Raw genomic sequence first — 24,619 nt, 5'->3', positions numbered from 1 at the left:
CAATTACCCTTTTTGAATTTCTGCAACATTTCCTGTGCAAAGCCGCTCCCGTACCGTTTGCAGCCGCTGGATGGCCGCAGCGATGACCCCGGCCTTCTTGCAGAATGCGAAGCGCACGAAGCTGTCGGGAATGTCCGTGCCGCGCGGGTCGTAAAAGGCCGAGACCGGAATCGCGGCGACCCCGCCATCGCGCACCATCTGCTGGCAGAACGCGACATCACCCCCGCTGAAGCCCAGCGGCGTGATGTCGGCGATCAGGAAGTAGCTGCCATTGCACGGCAGCACATCGAATCCGGCGCGCGTCAGCCCTTCGGCCAGCCAGTCCCGTGCCGAGCGCATCCCTTCGGCCAGCCGCTCGAAATAGGCGGTATCCTTGTCGAGTCCCAGCGCCACCGCACGTTGCAGGTTGGGGGCCACGGTAAAGGTCAGGAGCTGATGCGCCTTGGCCACCAGATCGGCCAGCGGGGCCGGGGCGGTCACATACCCCACCTTCCACCCGGTCATGGAAAAGCTCTTGCCCGCGCTGCCGATGCGGATGGTGCGCTCACGCATGCCCGGCAGCGCCATGAGCGGCTGATGGCGGACGGGGGCGAAGGTCAGGTGTTCGTAAACCTCGTCACACACGGCATAGGCATCGTGGCGCGCCAGCAGCCCGGCAATGAACTCAAGCTCGTCACGGGTGAAGACCTTGCCCGTCGGGTTCATGGGGGTGTTGAGCAGGACGGCCTTGGTGCGCGGGCTGAAGGCGGCGGCCAGCGTGGCGCGCGGCAGATCCCAGTGCGGGGGGGCCAGGCGCACGGTGCGCACCACCGCGCCGAGCATTTCCAGCACCGGCAGGTAGGTGTCGTACAGGGGTTCGAACACCACCACCTCATCCCCCCGGTTGACCAGCGCCATGAGTGAAGCGGTAATGGCCTCCGTCGCCCCGCACGTCACCACGACCTCGCGGTTGGGATCGACCGAGATACCGTAAAACCGCGCATTGGACCGCGCCACGGCGCGACGCAGTTCGGGCACCCCCGCAAGCGGGGGATACTGGTTGCGCCCGTCGCGCAGCGCGGCGGCGGCGGCTTCCACCAGGTCACGCGGGCCTTCGGTATCGGGAAAGCCCTGACCCAGATTGATCGCGCCATGTTCCGCCGCCTGCGCGGACATGACGGAAAAAATGGTGGTCGAGAGCCCCGAAAGCATGGAGTTCGTCGGTTTCATCGTCGCATCCTGATCATACGGGCCTGTGAGTGCGCGTGCGCGCTTTTTTGCAATATCATCCGATTGCCTGAAATCCAAAGCCGTGCAACCCTGTCGCGCCAGATAAACGGCGTGCGAACACGCGCCACAGGACGGAAGACTGACACAGCGGCATGAAAAAGATCGAAGCCATCATCAAGCCCTTCAAGCTCGACGAGGTGAAAGATGCCCTGCATGAAATCGGCCTGATGGGCATTACCGTGATCGAGGCCAAGGGCTTCGGACGCCAGAAAGGCCAGACGGAACTCTATCGGGGTGCTGAATACATCATCGACTTCCTGCCCAAGGTTAAGCTGGAAATCGTATGCACGGACGACATGACCGAACGTGCGATTGAAGCAATCATGACCGCGGCCCGCACGGGACGCATCGGGGATGGCAAGATATTTGTCACGCCCGTGTCGGATGTGATCCGCATCCGCACGGGGGAACGGGGGGCCGATGCCGTCTGAGACGGGCCATCCGCACATTGAAGCCATGTATCTAGGCTATCGACAGCGGACTTACGTTTCCGTAACCATAACCGCCGCGCCGCATGGAACGGCACACTAGAGTCAGGACAGGTAAATTTAACATGGCAAAAAAAGCACAGGCTTCTGCCTCGGTCTCGGCACCGTCGCATTCCGCTGAAGCCATCGCGAAGGTTTTCGAAATCATCAAGGAAAACGCGGTCGAGATGGTTGACCTGCGTTTCACCGATCCGCGTGGCAAGTGGCACCACACCACCCAGTACGTCACCACGATCGAGGAAGACACCTTCCGCGAAGGCTTCATGTTCGACGGTTCCTCCATCGCGGGGTGGAAAGCCATCAACGAAAGCGACATGATCCTGCTGCCTGACCCGACAACGGCGGTCATGGACCCGTTCTCCGCCAAGCCGCAGCTCATCCTGGTCTGTGATATCGTGGAGCCCTCCACCGGGCAGTTCTACAACCGCGACCCGCGCGCGACCGCCAAGCTGGCCGAGCAGTACCTGAAGTCCACCGGCCTGGGCGACACCGCCTTTTTCGGCCCGGAAGCCGAATTCTTCATCTTTGACAGCGTGCGTTTCGGCACCGGCCCGAATTTCGGCACCTACGAGCTGGAAAGCGTTGAAGGCCCCGGCGCGTCGCTCAAGGACTACCCCGAAGGCAACATGGGCCACCGCCCCGGCGTGAAGGGCGGCTACTTCCCCGTCGCGCCCGTGGACAGCGAAGGCGACCTGCGCGCCGAAATGCTGAGCACGATGGGCGAGATGGGCCTGCCGATCGAGAAGCACCACCACGAAGTCGCGCAGTCCCAGCACGAGCTGGGCACGAAGTTCGCGACGCTGGTGAAGGCGGCCGACTTCATGCAGATCTACAAGTACTGCGTGCATAACGTCGCCCATTCCTATGGCAAGACGGCCACGTTCATGCCGAAGCCGATCTATGGCGACAACGGTTCGGGCATGCATGTGCACCAGTCCATCTGGCGCGACGGCAAGCCCACATTCGGCGGCAACGGCTATGCCGACCTGTCGGACGAGGCGCTGTACTACATCGGCGGCATCATCAAGCACGCCAAGGCGCTCAATGCCTTCACCAACCCGTCCACCAATTCCTACAAGCGCCTGATCCCGGGATTCGAAGCGCCCGTGCTGCTGGCCTACTCGGCGCGTAACCGCTCCGCTTCGTGCCGCATCCCCTACGCGACCAGCCCGAAGGCGAAGCGCGTCGAGGTCCGCTTCCCCGATCCGACGGCGAACCCCTATCTCGCGTTCTCCGCCATGCTCATGGCTGGCCTGGACGGCATCAAGAACAAGATCCACCCGGGCGACGCCATGGACAAGGACCTGTATGACCTGCCGCCCGAAGAACTGAAGCAGATCCCGACCGTGGCCGGCTCCCTGCGTGAAGCCCTGACCGCCCTGGAAGCCGATCACGAGTTCCTGCTGGCCGGTGGCGTGTTCACCAAGGACCAGATCGAAAGCTACTGCGAAATCAAGTGGCAGGACGTGTTCAAGTTCGAACACACCCCGCATCCGGCCGAGTTCGAGATGTACTACTCCGTCTGATCCCACCCTCCTTTTTTTGGAAGGGTCAGACACGGGCGCCGGGACCAGCAGGTTCCGGCGCTTTTTTCATGTCTGGTGCGCGGGCGCGCAAATCCGCGCGCAACCGGCGAAAAAACCACACGTTTGCCTGATTTCGCCCCTCACCCGCCCGTCTGGGTCGCCATATCACCTACACCTCGGCGCGTACATGCCGCATGCTACGCCACAGGAGGACAGACATGACCCAGCACGTTCCCGACACCATGCAGGCCGTCACCATAGCCGCGCCCGGCGGTCCCGATTCCCTTGCCCTTTCCACCGTGCCGGTGCCGCAGCCAGCGGCGGGGGAAGTGCTGGTCCGGGTCATGGCGGCGGGCATCAACCGGCCCGACATCATGCAACGCCAGGGGCTGTACCCGCCGCCGCCGGGGGCCAGCCCGCTGCTGGGCCTGGAAATCGCGGGGGAAGTGGTGGCCCATGGCGCGGGTGTGACGGCGGACGGTTTCCCGGCGCTGGGGGCGCGGGTCTGCGCGCTGGTCAATGGCGGGGGCTACGCGCAGTACTGCACCGTGCCCGCGGGGCAATGCCTGCCGTGGCCGGTCGGGTTCGACGCGATCCATGCCGCCGCCCTGCCCGAGACGTTTTTCACCGTCTGGTCCAACCTGTTCATGACGGCGGGGCTGAAACCGGGGGAGCGCGTGCTGGTCCATGGCGGCACCAGCGGCATCGGCACCGTCGCCATCCAGCTTGTGCGTGAACTGGGGGGCACGGTCTATGCCACCGCCGGGACGGATGACAAATGCGCGCTGTGCACCGCGCTGGGGGCCAGCGCGGCCATCAATTACCGGACCGAGGATTTTCCCCAGCGCATAAAGGAACTGACGCAGGGCGCGGGCGTAAATGTCATACTGGACATGGTCGGCGCGTCGTATCTGGAGGGTAACCTGCGTTCACTCGCACCGGAGGGACGGCTGGTGATCATAGCACTTCAGGGTGGGGCCAGGGCCGATGGCGTCAATCTGGCCCGCATCATGACCCGCAGGCTGGTCGTGACCGGCACCACGCTGCGCCCGCGCGACAGCGCCTACAAGGCGGAAATCGCCCGGCAGCTCGAAGCGCGCGTGTGGCCCCTGCTCGCGCGCCGGGCCATTCGCCCGCTCATCCATGCCACCTTCCCCTTTGCGCGGGTCGCCGATGCCCATACACTCATGGAAAACGGGTCGCATATGGGAAAAATCATGCTGGACCTCCAGCAGCAGGCCACCGGTGTGACAGGGCGATAGGAACGGATCTGGTGCTACTGAACGTCATCGAGCGTGGACCCGAAGAAAACGGACCCGACACGGCGGGCCGCCCGCCGATTGTCCTGCTGCATGGCCTGTTCGGCCGGGCGCGCAACCTTGGCTTTTTCCAGCGCCGCCTGGCCCGCACGCGGCGCACGCTGGCCATCGACCTGCGCAACCATGGCGACAGCCCGCACGGCCTTATGGACTACAACGCCATGGCGGGCGACCTGCTGGAAACGCTGGGCCACCATAACGCCCTGCCCGCCACCCTGGTCGGCCATTCCATGGGGGGCAAGGTCGCCATGACACTGGCGCTGACCCGGCCGGGCATGGTGCATAGCCTGCTGGTGGCCGATATCCCGCCCGCGCGCACGGGGCACGGGCAGTTCGGGCTGGCCGAGCAGATGCTGCGCGTCACCTTCCCGCCCTTCCTTAACCGCGCGGGGGCGGACACGCTGCTCCAGCACTATATTCCCAATAGCGATGTGCGGGCGCTCATGCTCCAGAACATCCGCATCGGGGAAGACCCGGGCTGGACCATCGGGCTGCGCGAGATCGTGGACTCCCTGTCCAATGTGGAAAGCTGGCCCTACATGCCTGAAGGCTATACCTATCCCGGCCCTACGCTGTTCCTGGCGGGCGAGAATTCGCCCTATATCCGCTCCGAGCATTATGGCATCATGCGCAGGCTGTTTCCGTGCTACCGGCTGGAACTGATCGAACGGGCGGGACACTGGCTGCATGTCGAAAATCCACAGCGATTTGCGCAATTACTGGAAAATTTCACAGAAAGTTACTGAACGACGTTCCGTTACATATCCGGTCCTTGACAACCTCCCCCCCCGCGTCAGTTATGCTGGCGATATAACAGGGCAGGCAGGCACGCGGCCCCCACAACAGACCAGCATGGCGGAGACCCGTAGCCTTTCATGACGGCGACACTCAGTCCCTCCTCCCGGTGGCGCAACGCCGTGGAGCCCGTACTGATCCCACATGGCACAGGGGTGGCCGACACCCAGCCGTCTTCCGGCGCGCGCGAATCCTTCCAGTCGCCCGCGCGCGAACGCCTGCTGCCCGGCGGGGTCGTGCCGCAGCCACCGGGCTACCGCAAACTGCGCCCCATGCTTTCGGGCCTGATCCGTCCCGACACGGTGGAAACGCCCGGCCCGGGCCGGGCCATTGCCGTATCGGGACTGGTGCACGCGGCGCTGCTGGTTGTCATCCTGATCGAATCCGCCCATCACCGCCAGCATGGCACGCCCGACGCGATGCAATCCGAACCGCAGGTGGAGATGGTGTTCTCGCCACCCACGTCGAGCGGGTTGCAGGGCCAGTCCTCGCCCGACATGGCGGGGGGGCAGAACACGCCCCACCCGCAGCAGGATGCGCAGCGCGAACCCACCGCGCAGGAAAAAAATCCCAACCAGCCGCAGAACAGCGAGGATTCATCGCCCTCGGCCAACAGCCCGAGCGCACAGACCCCCTCCGCCCCACCGCTGAGCGAGGCACCGTCCGACCTGTCGGTGCCGCAGTCGCAGCAGCAGGACCAGTTCAACCCCTCCATGCAGACTTCGGGCCATGGGCAGCACGCGGCCCAGCAGTCGCACAGCCAGACATCGCCCAACGCGTATGCCGCGCTCCAGCACCCGATGAACTGGTCATTCTCCGGCTCGCCCCTGCCGCGCCGCAGCCGGCAGGGCCGCGCGGGCGGCACGGGGGGACCGATCGACCTGTCGCTCGGCCCGGTGGTCAGCAATGGCAGGATCAACGCGCCCTATTCCTCCAGCACCCAGATCAAGGGCGTGAGCGATGATTACGGCAACGAACTCGACCGCTGGATCCGCAGCCACATGTACTACCCCGAGGAAGCCGCCCGCGCGGGTGAGGAAGGCCCCTCCTCGGTGCATGTGGAACTCGACCGCGAGGGCCATGTCACCAAGGTACGCCTGACCGGGCAGTCCGGATCCTATTACCTTGACGCGGCGACGGTGGGGATGTTCCGCAATGCCCAGCTACCGCCCGTGCCACCGGATATGCAGGGCGACACATTCCCCATCGACCTGACCATCAACTACATTCTCATCCGTCGCTAGGCGGAACAGATACAGCGGGAGCACGCAGCATGGATACAGCCGGAGTACTGCAACAGGCGGGGCGTGATTTCCGTGCGTTCGATAATGCCGTTGACGCCGTGGCCCATATTACCGAACTGTACGACCGCGCCGCCGCCCGGATCCGCCATGCCTTCGCCACGCGCGACACGACGGGGCTGGCGGATGCGGTCTATCCCTATCTGGCCTTCATCCCCAATGCGCCGCTGCCGCCCGATGGTCCGCGCCCACCCTTCGATGTGGTGCTTGAACCCGGTTTCTACGGCACGACCCTGACGCGCCCCGCCCTGTTTGCCGATTACTGGCGCGAACAGATCGCAAGCCTTCTGCACCACTATGAAACGCCGGTTCTGGTCGGGCTGTCACGCCAGCCGATCCCGCTGTCCTATGTGATGGAAGAAGCGGTCACGTCCCTGACGGAAGCCGACCTGGTGTGGATCCAGTCGCACTTCGCGCTGCCGGACCTGCATGTGACCGATGATTCGATCGCCAACTGCGATTATATCCCCCGCCCCGGCACACCCCGGCCGCTGGCGCTGTTCACGGCGGCGCGCACGGATTATTCACTCGCGCGCCTGCATCACTATACCGGCACGGCGCCGCACCATTTCCAGCGCTTCATCCTGCTGACCAATTACCAGCGTTACGTCGATGCATTCCGTGAATACGGGCATGCGCAGGTCGATAGCGGCACGCAATACACCACCTTTGTCGAGCCGGGCGAGATCATCCATACCCGCGACACGCAGCATGCCGTCCCCCATGCGGGCCACAGCCTGCCCCAGATGCCCGCCTACCACCTGTGCCGCCCCGATGGCGATGGCATCACCCTCATCAATATCGGCGTGGGCCCCGCCAACGCCAAGACGATCACGGACCACCTCGCGGTGCTGCGCCCGCATTGCTGGCTTATGGTCGGACACTGCGCGGGCCTGCGCCGCAGCCAGAAGCTGGGGGATTACGTGCTGGCCCATGGCTACCTGCGCGACGACCATGTGCTTGATGACGACCTGCCGCCCTGGGTGCCCGTTCCCCCCATTGCGGAAGTTCAGGTCGCCCTTCAGGACGTGACCGCCCGCGTGACCGGCCTGCACGATGCCGAGGTCAAGACCCGCCTGCGCACCGGCACGGTCATGACAACGGATAACCGCAACTGGGAACTGCGGCTCAATGCGCTGTTCACCCGCATCAACACCTCCCGCGCCATTGCGGTGGACATGGAATCAGCCACCATCGCGGCCAATGGATTCCGCTTCCGCGTTCCCTATGGCACGCTGCTGTGCGTGTCCGACAAGCCGCTGCATGGGGAACTGAAACTGCGCGGCATGGCCAACGCCTTCTATCGCGAGCGGGTGCGCCAGCATCTGGTGGTGGGCATCGAGACCATGCAGCAGTTGCGCGCCCAGGGCGTGGACCGGCTGCACTCACGCAAGCTGCGCGGGTTTGACGAACCGGCCTTCCGGTAAGGCGCGCCCCAAGGCAGCCAACACGTTCGAAACCGCCTGAAAATGGGCTCAGAAATCCGGCAGCGTCGGCGCCAGGTGCCCGCCCTGCCGCACCGGGGCCATGCGGCGGGCAAGGCCGGTGGCGTCGTCGGTTTCCACCATCATGCCCGCGATGCTGGCCTCGCCTTCGGCGGGTTGCAGGCGGTCGCCGGGCATCTTGCGCACGAAGCGCGCGATGGCCGCCTCCTTGCCCATGCCGATCACGCTGTCATAATCGCCGCACATGCCCGCATCGGTCTGGAAGGCCGTGCCGCCCGACAGGATGCGATGGTCCGCCGTGGGCGTATGGGTGTGGGTGCCGATCACCAGCGAGACCCGGCCATCGAGATAATGCCCCATGGCCCATTTCTCGCTCGTGGCTTCGGCATGCACGTCCACAATGGCCGCGTGCATGGTCACGCCCAGCCGGTGGCGGGAGAGAATATCGGTCATCGCGCGGAAGGGGTCATCCATCGCGTCCATGAACTGGCGGCCCATGACATTCACGACCAGCACCCTGCGCCCGTCCACCAGTTCCACCACCACGCTGCCCTGTCCCGGCGTGCCGGGCGGATAGTTGGTGGGGCGGATGATGCGGGGTTCGCTGCCGATATGGCCGATCAGGTCGCGCCGGTCCCAGCTATGGTTGCCCAGCGTGATGACGTCCACGCCCCCTTCCAGCAGGTCGCGCCCGATGGCGGGCGACAGGCCGAAACCGTGACTTGCGTTTTCGCCATTCACCACCACGAAATCGAGCGCAAGGTCACGCCGCAGCGCCGGAAGGCGGGAAATCACGGCTTCGCGCCCGACCCGGCCCACGATATCGCCCAGAAACAGTATTCTCAAGAAAACAGCCTTTTTTACCGTGTCCGCCCGTCACCACGACACCGGATCCATTCACGTTCGGTCACGATCGCGGGCAATGCAACATCATGCAGCCCCGTGGGAATGCAGGCCACTTCCTGAAAGGACAGGCCGAACCCCACGGCGCGCGCGCCGGGCAGCATGGCCAGCGTACGATCGTAATAACCCCCGCCATATCCCAGCCGCATGCCGCGCCTGTCAAACGCAAGCAGCGGCACGCACACCACATCGGGCTGCACGGGGGGGCCTATGGGGTGGCATGTGCCATAGCGTCCGGTCTGGATGATGCATTCCGGCTGCCACAGGCGAAATGTAAGGGGATGGCCCTTTGGCGTGGTTTCGGGCAGGGCGACGCACAGCGCATCGGCATGCAGGGCCCTGATCACGGGGCGCAGGTCGGTCTCACCCGGCAGGGGCCAGACAAGGGCGATGCAGTCCCCCGCCCCCGCCATGGCGCGCAGCCCCCGCACCATGCGGCGGCACAGGCTGTCTTCCGCCATGGCGCGCGTGGTGCTGGCGGCGAAAGCCTGCCGCCGCCGTGTCATTTCATCACGCAGGGCCTGCTTGGCGCGGACGATCGACCACGATTCGGATTGGGATGACGTCATGAAACCATAATACGGAGCCGCCATGGCCGTTGGTCGGATCAGCCCTCCCGGACCTGCTGACGCAGGTGGGCGCCAGGTAACGTGACCACGGTCACGACAGTGCCAGCTCCCTAGGAAGTGCTTATCGGCCCAGGGGTTGAATCATGCCTGACGCACCCGGCAGCCCCGCCCCCTTATATTAGTCATCTTCCATGGCGGCTGCAATGTTTTCCGCACGTTCGACCAGGTGGGCGAGCTGTTCGCGCCGCTGCTCGTTCTCGATGCGCGCCTGCCTGCCCAGCGCGAGCTGGTGGGTGGTGTCGGAGGACATTTTTTCCGCCGTCAGGTCATGGATCTCATCGGCCATGAGCAGGGCGGCCAGGGCGAGCAGCCGCCCTTCCCCGCTATGCCCGCCCAGCGCGTGAATACGCTCGATCCGGCGTTCGACCTCCTGCGCCATGGCCTGAAGATGTTTTTCCTGCCCTTCCTTGCACCCCACGGCGTAGGAAAAGCCGTTGATGCGCACGGTCACCTGGCTCATGGGCCTATTCCTCCCCGCCGGTCAGTTCATCTTCCTCGCCCAGCACATCACGTACGCGCGCGATCAGGGCGTCGATATTGGCGGCAAGCGCATGGACATCCACATCCGGCATGGACGGACGGGCCACGGACGCCAGTTCCGCGCGGCGGTCGAGGGCAAAGGCAATACGGTTCAACGCCAGTTCCAGACGGTCGGCCGGGTGCGGCCCGGCCCCGGGCGGCGCGTCGGCCGCGTCCTGTTCCGATGGCACGATAATATCAGACACGTTCATCCTTTCGCGCATTCCTCCCCTTGAACTGATCGCGCGGTGCGGTTTCAACGTCAAGCATGATCGACAAACATGACCATTCTGTGCCCTTTCCCCCCCATGTCGTCGTTGCCTGCGCGCGGGATCTGGCGCGGGTCATGGCGGAACCGGACGCTTTACGTCTGGGTTGCACCGTGGTTTCGCCACCGGGGGCGGGATGTTTCATGGGGGCCGCGTGGTGGGCGGCGCTGCTGGCGGGCTGCCCCCTGCCCGCCCTGCTCGATTGCGGGCAGGCGGCGGGTTACGCGGCGGCGGCGCTGCATGCGGGTGTGGGGGGCATCATTGTCGCGGCCCCTCCGGCGCAGCATCGTACGCTCGTGTCACTGGCGCGGGACATGGGCGCGCGGGTGCTGCGCCAGCGCCCCCCCGCGCTGGAACTGCCCCCGCGCGGGGCCGGGGATGCGCTGGCCAGATACCTGCATGCCCACCGCCAGCCATGACCCGCCAAGGACATAAGGCGTTTCTGGCCACGCCCCGCTCACCTGCCTTTCCCCACACGGGGGACAGAGCCATGCGGGGGCTGTTCGCCATCGCCACGGTGGCATAGGATCGCCCCGACATGACCGATTGCCAGCTCTACCTCATCACGCCCGAATCGCTCGATCCCGCGGCGTTCGCCCCCCGTCTGGCCGAAGCGCTGGATGGTGGCCCCGTCGCCGCCGTGCAACTCCGCCTGAAAAACGTGACGGATGACGCGCTGCGCCGCGCGGTGGATATTCTCCAGCCCGTGGCCCATGCGCGCGATGTTGCCTTCATCCTCAATGACCGGCCCGATCTGGCCGTCGCCTGCGGGTGCGATGGCGCGCATGTGGGCATGGAGGATACGGATGTGGCCACCGCGCGGCGCATACTGGGTGACAGCCTGCAACTGGGCGTCTCGTGCTATGACAGCCGCGACATGGCGCTGCGCGCGGGGGAATGCGGGGCGGATTACGTGGCGTTCGGGGCGTTTTTCCCCTCGCCTTCCAAGGAAACGGAAATCCGGGCCGACCCGGCGCTGCTGACATGGTGGAGCAGCATGATCGAACTGCCGGTGGTGGCCATTGGCGGCATCACGCCGGCCAACTGCGCGCCGCTTGTGCGCGCGGGGGCGGATTTCCTGGCGGTGATCAGCGCCGTGTGGTCGCACCCCGATGGACCGGGCGCGGGTGTGCGGGCCATGAACGCGGCCATCGAGGCCGCCTGAAGCCCGACGCGCCCGTGCCGGGCGGCGTCAGGATGTTCCCAGCCACTGCACATCGGCAATCCGCCCCGTACCCGCCGCCAGCATGACCAGACGGTCAAATCCCAGCGCGATGCCCGCACAGGGGGGCAGGCTGTCGAGTGCTGTCAGAAAAGCCTCATCCAGCGGCCAGTCCAGCCCGCTCTCATGGGGGTAGAGTTCCGCGCGGCGGGCGCGGTCCGCCACGAATCGCTGGCGCTGCTCGGCGCTGTCGGTCAGCTCCTCGAAGGCATTGGCCAGTTCGATCCCCCCCGCATACAGCTCAAAGCGCAGCGCGACGCGCGGGTCCGCCGGGTCGCGGCGGGCCAGGGCAGCCTGGCTGGCGGGCCAGTGCGTCAGGAATGTCGGGCGCGTCCGCCCGATATGCGGTTCGATACGGGCCATCATCAGCCGGAAGAACAGGTCCTCCCACGTCTCGCCTGCACGCAACGCGCACCCTGCGGCGCGGGCCAGGGCTGTCGCGTCCCCTTCGGTCGCCAGAATATCCAACCCGGCATAACGGTGAAAGGCATCCGCGACCGACAGCCTCTCGAACGCGGGCGCAATACCGATTTCGGCGCCGCCCGCCCGCACGACGGGGGGAAGCACCACGCGCAGCAGGGCTTCCGTTTCATCCATCAGGGCGGAAAGGGTCGCGCCGGGGCGGTACCATTCCAGCATGGTGAACTCATGGGCGTGGAGGTGACTGCCCTCCGCGTTGCGCCATACGCGGGCAAGCTGGTACACCGGCAGGCCCGTCGCCGCCACGATGCGCTTCATGGCGAATTCCGGGCTGGTATGCAGCCATAGCGGCTGGATGACGCCATCAGGCCCGGCGCGCTCGGTGCGGAAAACCTTCAGGTGCACTTCCTCGCCCGGAGTCGGGACGGCGCAGGGCGTTTCGACTTCCACATAGCCCCGGGCATCGAAAAACGCCCGTACCCCCCGGCGCACCAGATTACGCCGCAGCAGGAAGGGCAGCCGGTCCACGATCCGGTCCGGATCGGCGGGGGTGGGAACAGAATCGGGCATGAGGCGGGATCTCCGGTTGCAGCGGCCATGGCGGCGCAGTACAGCCCCGGCATGACATCCGCGGTCAATCCCCCCCCTTCCGGGCCAGAGGCCAGCGCGCGCACCCTGCGCAGCGTGACGGATCTGCTTGACGCCGGGCTGGTCCCCCCCGCGCAGGCGCCGGAACTGGAACAGGTGGCCCGCCAGTACGCCACCGCCATTCCGCCCGCCTTCGCCAGCCTGATCGAAACGCCGGATGACCCGATCGGTCGGCAGGTCATTCCCCACCCGTCGGAACGCCACACGGAAGCGGCCGAAGACCCGGACCCGATCGGGGATGACGCGCTCTCCCCCGTGCCGGGCATCGTGCATCGCTATGCCGACCGCGCCCTGCTCAAGCCCCTGCTGGTCTGCCCGCTTTACTGCCGCTTCTGTTTCCGCCGCGAACATGTCGGCCCCGGCGGGGGCGTGCTGGATGACGCGGCGCTGGCGCGCGCGCTCGACTGGCTGCGCGCGCATCCCGACATTCATGAAGTGGTCATGACCGGGGGCGACCCGCTCATGCTCTCGCCGCGCCGGATGCGCGCCATCATGACCGCGCTGGAAGGCATGGCGCATATCCATACCATCCGCATCCATTCCCGCGTGCCGGTTGCCGACCCGGACCGCCTGAATGCGGAGATGGCGGAGGCGCTCGACACCACGCGCTCGGTATGGCTGGTGGTGCATGTCAACCACGCGCGCGAACTCACGCCCGAAGCCCGCGCGGCCATCCGCCGCGTGCAGTCACGCGCCATTCCCGTGCTGGGCCAGTCGGTGCTGCTGCGCGGGGTGAACGACACGCCCGACGCGCTGGAAGACCTGCTGCGCGCGCAGGTGGGCGCCCGCATCCGGCCCTATTACCTGCACCAGCTTGACCCCGCGCCCGGCACCGCGCGCTTCCACGTGCCCATACGTGAGGGGCAGCGCCTTCTGGCCAGCCTGCGCGGGCGGGTGACGGGCATTGCATGGCCCACCTATGTGCTGGACATTCCCGGCGGCCACGGCAAGGTGCCCATCGCGCCGGATTACCTGCACACCGGGCCGGACGGATACCTGCGCGCCCGCGCGCCCGATGGCACGATCCACCGGCTCGCGCGTGAACGCGGCTGAAAAGACAGCCGCAAACCTTGCCCTTCCGCGCCGGGGACGCTAGAAGCCGAACCGCCATACTTCCCACAACCATACAGGGACCACCATGAAGCAGCAGGCAAACCTGATCCGTGCCGGGCAGGTCATCGAGCACGACGGCCGTCGCTGGACGGTCCTGAAACAGCAGATCATCACGCCGGGCAAGGGCGGCGCGTTCATCCAGGTGGAGATGCGCGACCTCAAAACCGGCAACAAGACCAACGAACGCTGGCGCACCGCCGACACCGTTGAACGCCTGATGACCGAGGAGAAGGAATACACCTACTCCTACATGGATGGCGACAACATCGTGCTGATGGACCCCGAGACGTTCGAGCAGCTTCTCCTGCCGCTGGAACTGCTGGGCGACCAGGCCCCGTTCCTTCAGGACAACATGACGCTGGTGCTCAACCTGGTGGAAGGCGACCCGGTTGGCGTGGTCCTGCCGCCGCAGGTCACGCTGGAAGTGGTCGAGGCCGACCCGGTGGTCAAGGGCCAGACGGCCAGCTCGTCCTACAAGCCCGCGCGCCTGTCCAACGGCGTGAAGACCATGGTGCCCCCCTTCATCGAAGCGGGTGAACGCATCGTGGTCCGCACCGAGGACAGCACCTACGTCGAGCGCGCCAAGTCCTGACCCCACCCGCCATGGCGGGGCGTTCGCGCGCCCCGCCATGGCCGGTTTTTCCAGCCCCTTACCCATTCCCGTTCCACCGCCGAACCAGACAGGACCGAATCACCGTGGCAATGCGACTCTCTCCCCATATGACGGTGATGCAGAACGCTGCCCAGAAGGCCGCACGCCGTCTTCTGCGTGACTTCAATGAAGTCGAGCAGCTTCAGGTCAGCATCAAGGGCCCTGGCGATTTCGTGTCGCAGGCCGACCTGCGGGCCGAAACCACCATCCGCGAGGAACTGGCCCGCGCGCGTCCCGGCTACGCCTTCCTGATGGAGGAAAGCGGCGCTTCGGGGAACGAGGGATGGACATGGCGCTGGATCGTGGACCCGCTGGATGGCACGACCAACTTCCTGCATGGCATCCCGCACTGGGCCATTTCGATCGGGCTGCAGCGCCGCCTGCCCGATGGCACGATCGAGATCGTGGCCGGGCTGGTCTACAACCCCGCCGCCAATGAGATGTTCTGGGCGGAAAAGGGCGTGGGCACGTTCCTGAACGACCGCCGCCTGCGCGTTTCCGGCCGCCGGTCCATGAACGAGGCGCTGTTCGCCACCGGCATCCCCTTCGCCCGGGTTCCGGCGCGCGCGCGCCTGTCCTTTGCCCGCACGCTGGGCGCGCTCATGCCGCAGGTCGCCGGTATCCGCCGATTCGGCGCGGCGGCGCTCGACCTCGCATGGGTCGCGGCGGGGCGGTACGATGGTTACTGGGAACTGGGCATCAAACCGTGGGACTGCGCGGCGGGAATCCTGCTGGTGCGTGAGGCCGGTGGCTACGCGACCGACCCGGCCGGCGTAGACCTGAACGACCTTGGCGCGTCGATCGATGCGGTCGTGGCCAACCCGCACATGCATGGCCCGCTGCGCGAACTGGTCGCCAGCAGCATCGACTGAGGGACAATGCCGCAACCGGCCCGTTTTGCCGATTGCAGCATCCCCCATCGCCCGGTAGCCTGCCGGTGCGATGCATCATATCTCCTTCCTTCCCTCCCTTTCCCGCCGGTCCCTGCATGGGCTGGCCCTGCTGGGTGTTACGGGCTGCGTGCTGCTTGGCCCGGGCCATGGTGCGCGCGCGCAGGTCACGACCAGCCAAAGCGCGCTCGACGCCCTTGGCGCGCCCCCGCACCCGGTGGCCACGCCCCATGCGGGCGCCAGCGCCACCCCGGCTGGCGGTGCGGGCGCGGATGTGCCGGACAGTCATGCTCCGGCCTCGGCCATCGCATCCCCCGCCGCCCTTGCGTCGCTGCCCCCCATCGCCACCCAGCCGCCCGACAATCCCGTGCTGCGCCCGCCGGAACTGCATGTGCCGTCCCATCCGCTGCCACTGCCACCGGAAGTCAGGGCCGACCCGCAGGCACGCGGGCGGGCGGAGCGGATTCCCGGCGGTACGCGGCTGCACTTCACCGTGCAGTCGGCGGCCATGAATTCGCGCATGATTTCGGCGCTGCAAACATTTGCCACAATCATGCTCAGGCTGCCCGACCAGCACGTCACTATCGCGGCCTATGGCGAGGGGCGGCCCGACGATCCCTCCACACCCCGCCGTGTCGCCCTGTCGCGCGGGCTTGCGGCGCGTTCGGTGCTGATCCATGCGGGTGTCGCGCCCACGCGCATCTATGTCCGCGCCATCGGCCTGCCCGATGAAAACGCGCAGGGTGCGGGCGCGGATTGTATTGACGTTACCCGTTCGGGTGTGGTGGCCTCGGCTTCCGGTTCACCTGCGCATTAAGGAAATCACTGCGTGACACGTCCGACGACCTATCTTGTACGGGTTCTGCTGTTTCTTCTGGCGGTCGGGGGTGTCACAGCCCTGCTTTCCTCCACGCTTTATCAGGCATTCTGCAACAATCCCTACCTGGACGGGCTGATCGTGGGGATCCTGCTGCTCGGGATCGGGTGGAACATCACCATGATCCTGCGCCTGATCCCCGAGGTCCGGTGGGTCAGCATCCTGCGCCACCCGCGCGACGGGCTGACCACCCCGCCGCCGCCGCGCCTGCTCGCGCCCATGGCGTCCATGCTGGCGACACATGAAAAGGGGCGCAGGCTGACGCTGTCCGCCCCGGTCATGCAGTCGCTGCTCGACAGCCTCTCCGCCCGGCTGGATGAGGGGCGTGAACTTTCGCGCTACCTGACCGGGCTGCTGATCTTCCTCGGCCTGCTTGGCACCTTCTATGGGCTGCTGCTGACCGTTGGCTCCATTGCCGATGTGATCGGCAACATGAGTGTTGGCAGCGGGGACATGAATGTCATGTTCGACCAGCTCAAATCCGGCCTGGCCGGGCCGCTGCATGGCATGGGCACGGCGTTTTCGGGCTCCATGTTCGGCCTGGCGGGCGCGCTGGTACTGGGTTTCCTGGACCTGACCGCCGGACAGGCCCAGACCCGCTTCTTCAACGAACTGGAAGAATGGCTGGCCAGCATCACCCGGCTTTCGGCCAGCGGGCTTCAGGTTGGCGGCACCGACGCCAGCGTTCCGGCCTATGTGCAGGCGCTGCTGGAACAGACCGCCGAGAACATGGAAAAGCTCCAGATCCTTCTTGGCCGCAGCGAGGAAATCCGCGCGCAGGAACAGCGCCTGCTGACCGCGCTGAACGACCGCCTGGCCCAGATGGCCGACAGCCGTGGCGATGACCACCTACAGGGGATCGAATCCCTGCTGGCCCGTCTGGTGCAGGAATCGGCGGCGGGGCGGGAGCAGATGGCGACCGATATCCGCAGCGACCTGCGCCTGCTTGCACGCACCATTGCCGCGAGCGCCCCCGGAACGAACCATTCCGCCTCCTGATCGCATATAAGGTTCAACCCATGGCGCGCCGCTCCCGTCGCTCGATCCGCTCCGAACTGAATGCCTGGCCCGGCTATGTCGATGCGCTGTCCACGCTGCTGATGGTCATCATCTTCGTGCTGCTTGTTTTCGTGCTGGGGCAGGCCTTCCTGTCCGTGGCGCTGAACAAGCGCCAGCAGGCGCTGACCCAGCTTGAGCATGAGGTGGTCAGGCTGGGCCAGATGCTCTCGCTGGAGCGTGGCCATACAACCGCGCTGCAGCATGAAGTCGCGACCCTGCAGAAGGCGCATGAGGCGGATGTGGCCACCGCGACATCCCTGACCGCGCAGCTCAACCAGCAGACCACCGAGCGCGACAGCGCACAGGCCCACGCCACCGAACTGGATGAGCAGGTGGCCCAGCTTCGCCAGCAGCTCAGCGCCATTGCAGGCGCACTGGAAATTACGGAAAACGAGGTGCATGACCGCGATCGGAAGATCGACGACCTGGGCCTCCAGCTTAACGTGGCGCTGGCTGAAAAGGTGGAGCAGTTGCAGCATTACCGCTCCGAATTCTTCGGGCGGCTGCGCGATGTGATGCAGAACCACAAGGGGGTGCAGATCGTCGGTGACCGCTTCGTGTTCCAGAGCGAGGTGCTGTTCCCCCCCGGCGGGGCCGACCTCTCGCCCGAGGGCGTGAAGGAAATCGGGATCCTCGCGGGGACGCTGAAGCAGGTCGCCCAGCAGATTCCGTCTGATGTGCCGTGGATCCTGCGCGTGGACGGACATGCCGACCGCCAGCCGATCCACTCCGCCTTTCCCAGCAACTGGGAGCTGTCATCCGCCCGCGCCATTACCGTGGTCAAGCTGCTGATTTCCCAAGGGATCAGCCCACGCCACCTCGCCGCGACCGGCTTTTCCGATTACCAGCCGCTCGACCCCGGCACCACGCCCGAAGCCTTTGCGCGTAACCGGCGCATCGAATTCCGCCTGACCGATCGCTAATGCCGGGGTCGGGCCAAACCCGACCGCAGATCATAAGGAAGTTTTTTTCCCAAAAGCTTCCAGCCCCCCTGAACGGAGGCAATGCTCAGGTCGGCTGGCCAAAAGCCTTGAGACGCAGGCGCTCTGTTTCATGCGCGGCGTCGGGCGTTGTCGGGTCGAGTTGCAGCACATGCTGCCATGCCTTCCACGCCGCCTGCCAGTCACCGCGTATTTGCTCGACATTGACGAGGATTTTCCATGCGGTGAGGTCACGCCCGTCATGGTGCAGGGCAACGCCCAGATCGGCCACAGCGCCATCGGGGTTGGCGGCGGCCAGCCGTGCCTGCGCGCGGTTGCGCCACAGCACCTCCATATCGGGCTGGAGCAGCAGGGCGTCATCCATGTCCTGCACGGCGTCCAGCGGGCGCTGGGCATCCAGGTCATCCTGCGCACGGCGCAGCAGCAGGCTGGTGGTGGGCGCCAGATCCTTCATGCGCAACTGTTCGATCCGGCCCATCAGGTCATGCGCGCCATTGGCGGTGGCGGCGTGGGACAGTTCCGTTTCCAGTTCCGCAATCGTCGGCGCGGCCGGATCCCGGCGCCCGGCATGGGCATAACCGCCCGCTGGCGGTCCCGCATGCTGGTCCACCCCATGATGACCGGGCCCATAATGATCGGGCAGTTGCGCCCGTGCCGGTGGCGTAACCGCCAGCGCCGTGATAACCAGAAGGGGTACGCACGAAAAGCCACGGATGCAGGTTACGAAAAACCTGCCTGCGTGGCTTCGCGGCTGTTCAGGAAAAACGCTGACGGTCAAGGCCGTCCGGCAATCAGCCCTGACGGGCCTTCATGCGCGGGTTCTTCTTGTTGATGACATAGACCTTGCCCCGACGACGGACCACGCGGCAGTCCTTGTCGCGAACCTTGGCCGATTTCAGGCTGTTTCTGATTTTCATGATCCGACCCTCGACTAGCGGCGGAATACCGCCAAAGAGGCGCCCGAATACCCTTCCCTGCGTCAGGAGTCAACTCCACGGCCGGATTCTGGCGCCATTTAGGCCACGGAATTCCCCCGTGCAACGGTTGGGGGCATGAAAAACGGGGCAAGGGCATGAAAATCCACCATGCGGGGTGAACGTGGCCGCCAGGCCAGCCCGATGGTGCGCCATGCCTGCGCCCCGCTTACGGGCCGCACCGCCAGACGCTGCCCGTCCAGCAGCGGGGAATCGACCGCCAGTTGCGGCAGCAGGGCAAGCCCCATGCCCGCCGCAACCATTTCCACCATGGTGTAAAGGGAGGTCACGGCACAGACGGCCCCGTCATGCGGCTGGGTCCATCCATGCACCTGCCGGCACATGGCCAGCGTCTGGTCACGCAGGCAGTGGCCATCTTCCAGCATGATCATGCGTTCGCGCGCAAAGCTGCGGACGGGCACTTCGGGCAGGGCCGCCAGCGGGTGGCCATGCGGCATGACCAGCATGAACGGATCGCGCCATAGCGGCAGCGTCTCGCTATCGGCGCAGTCGCACGGCATGGCCAGCAGCACGAGATCAAGCCTGCCCAGCGCCAGCTTTTCCATCACGTTGCGGGTTACGTCCTCATTGAGCGAAAGGCGCAGGCGCGGATAGGCCAGCGGCAACCGCCGCACCAGCGATGGCATGACAAACGGCCCGATGGTGGGAATGACGCCAAGGCGCAGCAGGCCGCTCATCGGTTCATGCGCGGCCACGGCCACATCCACCACGCCCTGCAACGCGTCAAGCGCGATGCGCGCCTGCGCCAGCACCTGGTCGCCCAGCGGGGTGAACACGACCTGCTTGCCCACATCGCGGTCCAGCAGTTTCACGTCCATCTGGCGCTCAAGGGCCAGTATCCCGGCGGAAAGCGTGGACTGGGTCACGGCGCAGGCCCGCGCCGCACGCCCGAAATGACGCAGTTCCGCCAGGGTGACGAGATAGCGAAGCTGTTGGGCGGAGGGCATCGGAATCATCGCCATTTCCGATCAGAAACTGTTAAAAAACAACAAAGCTTTCGGGGCCTCCCTTCCTGAAAAAAAGCTGCACCCGGGATTTCCTTGCAATTTACACGACGTTTCGGGGGCTGACGTTCCGAAAATGGTTTCCTGACGCTGAATCTGCCCGTCATGACGTTTTTTTTCGCCTGCCCTGTTGCCATGACGGGAGCGGCCTGTTATTTGCCCTTTCACCGAACGGTTGCAGCCCCACGGGGCGGCAGCGGATGCGGGTGTAGCTCAGTTGGTTAGAGCGCCGGCCTGTCACGCCGGAGGTCGCGGGTTCGAGCCCCGTCACTCGCGCCATTTTACGGTGCCCCTCCCTTACATATATCCCTTCCGTGCCGTGCAACGCTCGTGACGGCTCCGTGCGGTTTGTGCATACCTGTTGTGCATGCCTGCGCGCATTGCGTCATCCGGGCCATGGGGCCAGTCTGTATGGCCATTCCCGGTGAACGGATACCAAGAATAATGACTGATCTCTTTACCCCCTACACGCTCAAGGGCGAGACCCTGCGCAACCGCATCGCGGTTTCCCCCATGTGTCAGTACATGGCGGTCGATGGCGTGGTAAATGACTGGCACAATGTCCATTATCCCACCCTGGCCCGTGGCGGCGCCGGGCTGGTGGTGGTTGAGGCCACGGCCGTCTCGCCCGAGGGACGGATCACGCCGGGCTGTCTGGGCCTGTGGAACGATGCGCAGGCCGAAGCCTTCCGCCCGCTGGTGCGCGCCATACGCGACGCGGGCGCCGTGCCCGGCATCCAGATCGCGCATGCGGGCCGCAAGGCCAGCGCCAACCGCCCGTGGGAGGGGGATGACCATATCGCGGCCGATGACCCGCGCGGGTGGGAAACCATAGCCCCCTCCGCCCTGGCCTATGGCGATGGCCTGCCAAAGGTGCCCCGCGCCATGACGGTGGCGGACATCACCCGCGTGCGGCAGGATTTCGTGGCCAGCGCCCGGCGCGCGCGGGATGCGGGCTTTGGCTGGCTCATGCTGCACTTCGCCCATGGCTACCTTGCCCAGAGTTTCCTCTCGACCCATTCCAACCAGCGCGATGACGGCTATGGCGGCAGCCTTGAAAACCGCGCCCGCTTCCTGGTGGAGACATTGCAGGAAGTCCGCGCCGTATGGCCGGAGGACCGTCCGCTCAGCGCCCGGCTGGGCATGATCGAGTTCGACGGGCAGGACGAGCAGACCCTGCGCGACGCCATAACGGTGGCCAGGATCTTTCGCGACTCCGGGCTGGATTTTCTTGATGTCAGTATCGGCTTTTCCACGCCGGGCGCGAAAATCCCGTGGGGACCGTCCTTCATGGCCCCCATCGCGCAACGTGTGCGCCATGAAAGCGGGCTGCCGGTCGCCACAAGCTGGTACCTGGGCAATGCCGGGGCCATTGACGGGCTGATCCGCACCGGACAGATCGACCTGGCCATGATCGGTCGCCCCTTCCTTGAAAACCCGCACTGGCCCTATGCGGCGGCGCGTGCACTGGGGCGCGAGGACGCACCATGGGTACTGCCCGCGCCCTATGCCCACTGGCTGTCGCGCTATCGTTCGCTCTGAGTGGTTATACTGACCCCGCGTGCGGGACGGCCTCAGCCGCTTCCCGCACCGGCGGCATCGAGATAATGCGCCACCAGCGGCCTGTAGGTCGCGCCAAACAGGCGCAGATGCACCAGCGCGATCCAGAGCCGATAGATCGCGAAGCGGACCTCATACCCTGCCTCAAGCGGTCCATGGGCGGCATAGAATCCCGGGCCGGGGCGATCGAATATCCCGGCGGTGGCCAGATCGACCTCCGCATGGCCGTAATGGCAGCACGGGTCGATCAGTCCTGAAACCCGGTTGTCCGCCACCAGCACATTCCCCCCCCACAGGTCGCCATGCAGCAGGGAGGCCGTCGGACTTTCCGGCAGTAGGTCAGGCAGGCGACGCATGAGTTTTTCAATCTGGCGGGCAAGGTCGATGCCGACATGCTCCTGATGAACGGCCAGACGGTGGCGCGCCCAGAATTCCGGCCAGCTCCGCGTCCATGCATTGCATACGGGCAGCGCACCAAAAGCGTAATCGGCATGCCAGCCGTAACAGGCCCCGTCGCGCTGTGGGGGCCTGCCCGCATGGACCTGCGCCAGCACACGACCCAGATCGGGCCAGCAGCCCGCGACCCTGCTGCCGGATGGCAGGTACTGGAGCACCAGCGCGTTCTCATCCACGCCCAGCACCTGCGGCACCACAGCGCCGGTCCGGCCAAGGCTGCGCAGCATGTCCGCCTCCGCCACCGGGTCGGGGCCGTTCTTGACCACAACCTTGCGCCCGTCATTCAGATAGACCAGCAGCGTCCGGGCGAGATCGCCGCCCTGCAACGCCTGCCAGTTCCATAGCTGCGCACCCAGCAGGGCCGCGCCATGGCGCGCCAGGCGGCTCATGACAGGATCCGCAATTTCCTGATCAGCCCTTCCGCCCCGGCCGTCACATCCCGCCATGTGGTGTCAAACGCGCTGGCGGGGCTGTAATACGGGTCCGCGACACTCTGGCCCTGCCTGCCGGGCACATGGTCCAGCAGCAGCGAAACCTCGGCGCGGCTGCCGGGCGGCCGTATGGACAGCAGATGCTCAAGATTGGCGCGGTCCATCGCCACGATATGGGTAAAGCGCGCAAAATCCGTCACCTTGACCACGCGCGCGCGGTAGCCGCCTATGTCCATTCCGTGCCGCCGGGCCACCGCGCAGGCCCGCTGGTCCGGCGGCGCGCCCACGTGCCAGCTTCCCGTTCCCGCCGAATCGACCGTAACCGCCAGCCCCGCTTTCGTGGCGACATGACGGAACGCGGCCTCCGCCAGGGGGGAGCGGCAGATATTCCCCATACAGACAAACAGGACGGCGGGAGACGGTGTCATTTATCCTCGGGACCGGATGGTGGATGACTGCATGAGGTTACATTCCCTGTTTCCGAACGCCCGGCCTTGGAGCCTGACCGGACCAGAACCGCCAGCATGTCAGTTTCCGGCAGGGTCGTGTTCGGGAAATTTCTGCTTCAGCAGGCCAAGCGTCTCGGCAATGAGTTCGGCGGGCGTGGCTTCCAGGTGCACGACGATCGGATGCTCGTCCGGCGTGGGCGGTTCAAGCGTGGCAAGCTGGCTGGGCAGCAGGCTTGCGGGCATATAGTGCCCCCGCCGCCGCTTGAGCCGGTCGTACAGCGTATCTTCGGGTATTTTCAGGTAGACGAATACGATGCTGCCAGCCCCATCGGCGCGCAGCATGTCACGATAGGACCGCTTGAGCGCCGAACAGGTCAGGATACCGCCCTGCCCCGACGCCACGCGCTCCAGCAGCCATGCATGGCACGCCGCGAGCCATGGCTTGCGGTCGGCATCGGTCAGGGGAATGCCGGCGGACATTTTCGCCACATTGGCCGCGGGGTGCAGCAGGTCGCCTTCCTGATAGGGCCAGCCCAGCAGGTTATGCAGCCCTTCCGCCAGCGTGGTCTTGCCGCAGCCCGACACGCCCATGATCACGACAACCCGTGGCGCGACGCCCTGATCGCTCAGCTCCCGCCCGGTCATGACGCACGCAGCCTTTGCAGGCCGCCCGCCGTGGCCACGATCACTTCCGACGTGCGGCCGATGAACAGCCCGGTCTCGATCACGCCCACGACCCGGTCAAGCTGGAGCTGGAGCTTTTCCGAATCCGCGATTTCACCAAAATGACAGTCCAGGATCATGTTGCCGCCATCGGTCACGAATACGTTGCCGCTGCGGTCGAGCCGCTGCGTCACCCGCGCGCCAAGGGCTTCAAGATGGCGGGCGGTACTGGTCCAGCCAAAGGATGCGACCTCCACCGGCACGGGCACGCGCCCGCCCAGACGGTCCACCAGCTTGCTGTCGTCCACCACAATCACGAACCGGCGCGATGCCGCGGCCACGATCTTCTCCCTGAACAATGCGCCCCCCAGCCCCTTGATCAGGTTGAGGGTGCTGCGTTCGACCTCATCCGCGCCATCGATGTCGATGTCGATTTCAGGATGGGTGGCGAACGTGACCAGCTTGATCCCGTGTGAACGCGCCTGCTCGGCCGAATGTTCCGAGGTGGGGATGGCGCAGAACCGCAGGCCATCCGCCCAGCGACGACCCAGTTCCTCGATCATGAAGGCGGATGTGGTGCCCGAACCCAGGCCGACCACCATGCCTTCCTTGACCATGTCGGCGGCCTCGATCGCCGCCTGCCGCTTCAGTTCCGCCCTCGGGTCCGCATTATGCGTGGACATGCGCTGTTTCCTCTCCTGCGGGACATTTCCTTTTTTCGGGTGTCCCGTCTTTTCTTATTTGTCCTGATGCGTATCACCGCCCGTGCGGCGCAT

General features: G+C 65.7%; 28 protein-coding genes, 1 tRNA gene and 1 other RNA gene. 16 read left to right on the top strand and 14 right to left on the bottom strand.

Translation table 11 applies throughout. The annotated features are described in order from the left end of the window. Positions 1-3: 3 nt before the first annotated feature. Positions 4-1,209 carry an aminotransferase gene (locus tag LDL28_RS10765; protein ID WP_233058545.1) on the bottom strand — a complete coding sequence of 402 codons (1,206 nt, stop codon included), beginning with the start codon at positions 1,207-1,209 and terminating at the stop codon, positions 4-6. Between the two features lie 152 nt (positions 1,210-1,361). On the opposite strand from LDL28_RS10765, the gene LDL28_RS10760 reads away from it, so the two are divergent. The 6 genes from LDL28_RS10760 to LDL28_RS10735 all read left to right on the top strand — a co-directional run bounded on the left by LDL28_RS10760 (position 1,362) and on the right by LDL28_RS10735 (position 8,125). Beyond that, positions 1,362-1,700, top strand: a complete 339-nt coding sequence (locus tag LDL28_RS10760) for a P-II family nitrogen regulator (RefSeq protein WP_233058544.1) — start codon at positions 1,362-1,364, stop codon at positions 1,698-1,700. Between the two features lie 122 nt (positions 1,701-1,822). Beyond that, positions 1,823-3,283 (top strand): type I glutamate--ammonia ligase, encoded by a 1,461-nt coding sequence (glnA, locus tag LDL28_RS10755; protein ID WP_233058543.1) that lies wholly within the window; start codon positions 1,823-1,825, stop codon positions 3,281-3,283. Positions 3,284-3,501: 218 nt separating this feature from the next. Next, positions 3,502-4,545 (top strand): NAD(P)H-quinone oxidoreductase, encoded by a 1,044-nt coding sequence (locus LDL28_RS10750; RefSeq protein WP_233058542.1) that lies wholly within the window; start codon positions 3,502-3,504, stop codon positions 4,543-4,545. Positions 4,546-4,556: 11 nt separating this feature from the next. Further along, positions 4,557-5,348, top strand: coding sequence for an alpha/beta fold hydrolase (locus tag LDL28_RS10745; RefSeq protein WP_233058541.1), 792 nt, complete (start codon positions 4,557-4,559; stop codon positions 5,346-5,348). Positions 5,349-5,477: 129 nt separating this feature from the next. Then, positions 5,478-6,641 carry an energy transducer TonB gene (locus LDL28_RS10740; RefSeq protein ID WP_233058540.1) on the top strand — a complete coding sequence of 388 codons (1,164 nt, stop codon included), beginning with the start codon at positions 5,478-5,480 and terminating at the stop codon, positions 6,639-6,641. 29 nt (positions 6,642-6,670) lie between these two features. After that, positions 6,671-8,125 carry an AMP nucleosidase gene (locus LDL28_RS10735; protein ID WP_233058539.1) on the top strand — a complete coding sequence of 485 codons (1,455 nt, stop codon included), beginning with the start codon at positions 6,671-6,673 and terminating at the stop codon, positions 8,123-8,125. Positions 8,126-8,173: 48 nt separating this feature from the next. Here the strand turns inward: LDL28_RS10735 and LDL28_RS10730 are convergent, their stop codons facing one another. From LDL28_RS10730 to LDL28_RS10710, 5 genes are all read right to left on the bottom strand, one after another. Further along, entirely contained in the window at positions 8,174-8,989 is an 816-nt protein-coding gene (locus LDL28_RS10730; RefSeq protein WP_233058538.1) for a TIGR00282 family metallophosphoesterase, read from the bottom strand. 14 nt (positions 8,990-9,003) lie between these two features. Beyond that, on the bottom strand, positions 9,004-9,615 hold the full coding sequence (locus LDL28_RS10725; RefSeq protein ID WP_233058537.1) for a 5-formyltetrahydrofolate cyclo-ligase: 612 nt from the start codon (positions 9,613-9,615) through the stop codon (positions 9,004-9,006). 10 nt (positions 9,616-9,625) lie between these two features. After that, positions 9,626-9,784, bottom strand: a non-coding RNA gene (gene ssrS / locus LDL28_RS10720) — 6S RNA. A gap of 9 nt (positions 9,785-9,793) precedes the next feature. Beyond that, entirely contained in the window at positions 9,794-10,135 is a 342-nt protein-coding gene (locus tag LDL28_RS10715; RefSeq protein WP_233058536.1) for a cell division protein ZapA, read from the bottom strand. A 4-nt stretch (positions 10,136-10,139) separates the two neighbouring features. Then, positions 10,140-10,406: a hypothetical protein gene (locus LDL28_RS10710; protein WP_233058535.1), complete on the bottom strand. Its 267-nt coding sequence runs from the start codon at positions 10,404-10,406 to the stop codon at positions 10,140-10,142. A gap of 56 nt (positions 10,407-10,462) precedes the next feature. Here LDL28_RS10710 and LDL28_RS10705 point away from each other — a divergent pair, with 56 nt between their 5' ends. Together LDL28_RS10705 and thiE are read left to right on the top strand one after the other, a co-directional pair. Further along, positions 10,463-10,882 (top strand): hypothetical protein, encoded by a 420-nt coding sequence (locus tag LDL28_RS10705; protein WP_233058534.1) that lies wholly within the window; start codon positions 10,463-10,465, stop codon positions 10,880-10,882. 119 nt (positions 10,883-11,001) lie between these two features. Next, the gene (gene thiE / locus LDL28_RS10700) at positions 11,002-11,628 is read left to right on the top strand and encodes a thiamine phosphate synthase (RefSeq protein ID WP_233058533.1); all 627 of its coding nucleotides are present in this window, start codon (positions 11,002-11,004) and stop codon (positions 11,626-11,628) included. 27 nt (positions 11,629-11,655) lie between these two features. Here the strand turns inward: thiE and epmA are convergent, their stop codons facing one another. Continuing rightward, positions 11,656-12,675 carry an EF-P lysine aminoacylase EpmA gene (gene epmA / locus LDL28_RS10695; protein ID WP_233058532.1) on the bottom strand — a complete coding sequence of 340 codons (1,020 nt, stop codon included), beginning with the start codon at positions 12,673-12,675 and terminating at the stop codon, positions 11,656-11,658. 51 nt (positions 12,676-12,726) lie between these two features. Between epmA and LDL28_RS10690 the strand changes: the two genes are divergently transcribed. The 6 genes from LDL28_RS10690 (at position 12,727) to LDL28_RS10665 (ending at position 18,267) form a co-directional block, all read left to right on the top strand. Continuing rightward, on the top strand, positions 12,727-13,806 hold the full coding sequence (locus tag LDL28_RS10690; protein ID WP_233059272.1) for a lysine-2,3-aminomutase-like protein: 1,080 nt from the start codon (positions 12,727-12,729) through the stop codon (positions 13,804-13,806). 85 nt (positions 13,807-13,891) lie between these two features. After that, entirely contained in the window at positions 13,892-14,458 is a 567-nt protein-coding gene (gene efp, locus LDL28_RS10685; RefSeq protein WP_025813909.1) for an elongation factor P, read from the top strand. 110 nt (positions 14,459-14,568) lie between these two features. Further along, on the top strand, positions 14,569-15,390 hold the full coding sequence (locus tag LDL28_RS10680; RefSeq protein WP_233059271.1) for an inositol monophosphatase family protein: 822 nt from the start codon (positions 14,569-14,571) through the stop codon (positions 15,388-15,390). Positions 15,391-15,460: 70 nt separating this feature from the next. Beyond that, positions 15,461-16,225 carry a hypothetical protein gene (locus tag LDL28_RS10675; protein ID WP_233058531.1) on the top strand — a complete coding sequence of 255 codons (765 nt, stop codon included), beginning with the start codon at positions 15,461-15,463 and terminating at the stop codon, positions 16,223-16,225. A 12-nt stretch (positions 16,226-16,237) separates the two neighbouring features. After that, positions 16,238-17,284 (top strand): flagellar motor protein MotA, encoded by a 1,047-nt coding sequence (locus LDL28_RS10670; RefSeq protein WP_233058530.1) that lies wholly within the window; start codon positions 16,238-16,240, stop codon positions 17,282-17,284. A 20-nt stretch (positions 17,285-17,304) separates the two neighbouring features. After that, the gene (locus LDL28_RS10665) at positions 17,305-18,267 is read left to right on the top strand and encodes a peptidoglycan -binding protein (protein WP_233058529.1); all 963 of its coding nucleotides are present in this window, start codon (positions 17,305-17,307) and stop codon (positions 18,265-18,267) included. Positions 18,268-18,352: 85 nt separating this feature from the next. Here the strand turns inward: LDL28_RS10665 and LDL28_RS10660 are convergent, their stop codons facing one another. From LDL28_RS10660 to LDL28_RS10650, 3 genes are all read right to left on the bottom strand, one after another. Next, complete coding sequence (locus LDL28_RS10660) at positions 18,353-18,958, bottom strand: tetratricopeptide repeat protein (protein ID WP_408887024.1); 606 nt, start codon at positions 18,956-18,958, stop codon at positions 18,353-18,355. Positions 18,959-19,076: 118 nt separating this feature from the next. Then, on the bottom strand, positions 19,077-19,202 hold the full coding sequence (ykgO, locus tag LDL28_RS10655; RefSeq protein ID WP_003617324.1) for a type B 50S ribosomal protein L36: 126 nt from the start codon (positions 19,200-19,202) through the stop codon (positions 19,077-19,079). Between the two features lie 98 nt (positions 19,203-19,300). Then, on the bottom strand, positions 19,301-20,236 hold the full coding sequence (locus LDL28_RS10650) for a hydrogen peroxide-inducible genes activator (RefSeq protein ID WP_233058527.1): 936 nt from the start codon (positions 20,234-20,236) through the stop codon (positions 19,301-19,303). Positions 20,237-20,486: 250 nt separating this feature from the next. On the opposite strand from LDL28_RS10650, the gene LDL28_RS10645 reads away from it, so the two are divergent. Beyond that, positions 20,487-20,563: transfer RNA gene (locus LDL28_RS10645), tRNA-Asp, on the top strand. Between the two features lie 165 nt (positions 20,564-20,728). Then, complete coding sequence (locus LDL28_RS10640) at positions 20,729-21,826, top strand: NADH:flavin oxidoreductase/NADH oxidase (protein ID WP_233058526.1); 1,098 nt, start codon at positions 20,729-20,731, stop codon at positions 21,824-21,826. Positions 21,827-21,858: 32 nt separating this feature from the next. On the opposite strand, the gene LDL28_RS10635 is transcribed toward LDL28_RS10640, so the two are convergent. The 4 genes from LDL28_RS10635 to rpiA form a co-directional block, all read right to left on the bottom strand. Then, a complete protein-coding gene (locus LDL28_RS10635; RefSeq protein WP_233058525.1) occupies positions 21,859-22,689 on the bottom strand; it encodes a fructosamine kinase family protein in 831 nt (276 codons plus the stop codon). Continuing rightward, positions 22,686-23,159, bottom strand: coding sequence for a low molecular weight protein-tyrosine-phosphatase (locus tag LDL28_RS10630; protein WP_233058524.1), 474 nt, complete (start codon positions 23,157-23,159; stop codon positions 22,686-22,688). The genes LDL28_RS10635 and LDL28_RS10630 overlap by 4 nt, the downstream gene beginning before the upstream one ends. 99 nt (positions 23,160-23,258) lie before the next feature. Continuing rightward, entirely contained in the window at positions 23,259-23,825 is a 567-nt protein-coding gene (locus LDL28_RS10625; protein ID WP_233058523.1) for a gluconokinase, read from the bottom strand. Beyond that, on the bottom strand, positions 23,822-24,526 hold the full coding sequence (gene rpiA / locus LDL28_RS10620; RefSeq protein WP_233058522.1) for a ribose-5-phosphate isomerase RpiA: 705 nt from the start codon (positions 24,524-24,526) through the stop codon (positions 23,822-23,824). Before rpiA ends, LDL28_RS10625 begins: the two co-directional genes overlap by 4 nt. Positions 24,527-24,619: the final 93 nt, after the last annotated feature.

The sequence above is a fragment of the Komagataeibacter sp. FNDCR2 genome (assembly GCF_021295395.1).
Lineage (GTDB): Bacteria > Pseudomonadota > Alphaproteobacteria > Acetobacterales > Acetobacteraceae > Komagataeibacter.
This window is presented reverse-complemented; position numbering and strand designations above follow the sequence as displayed.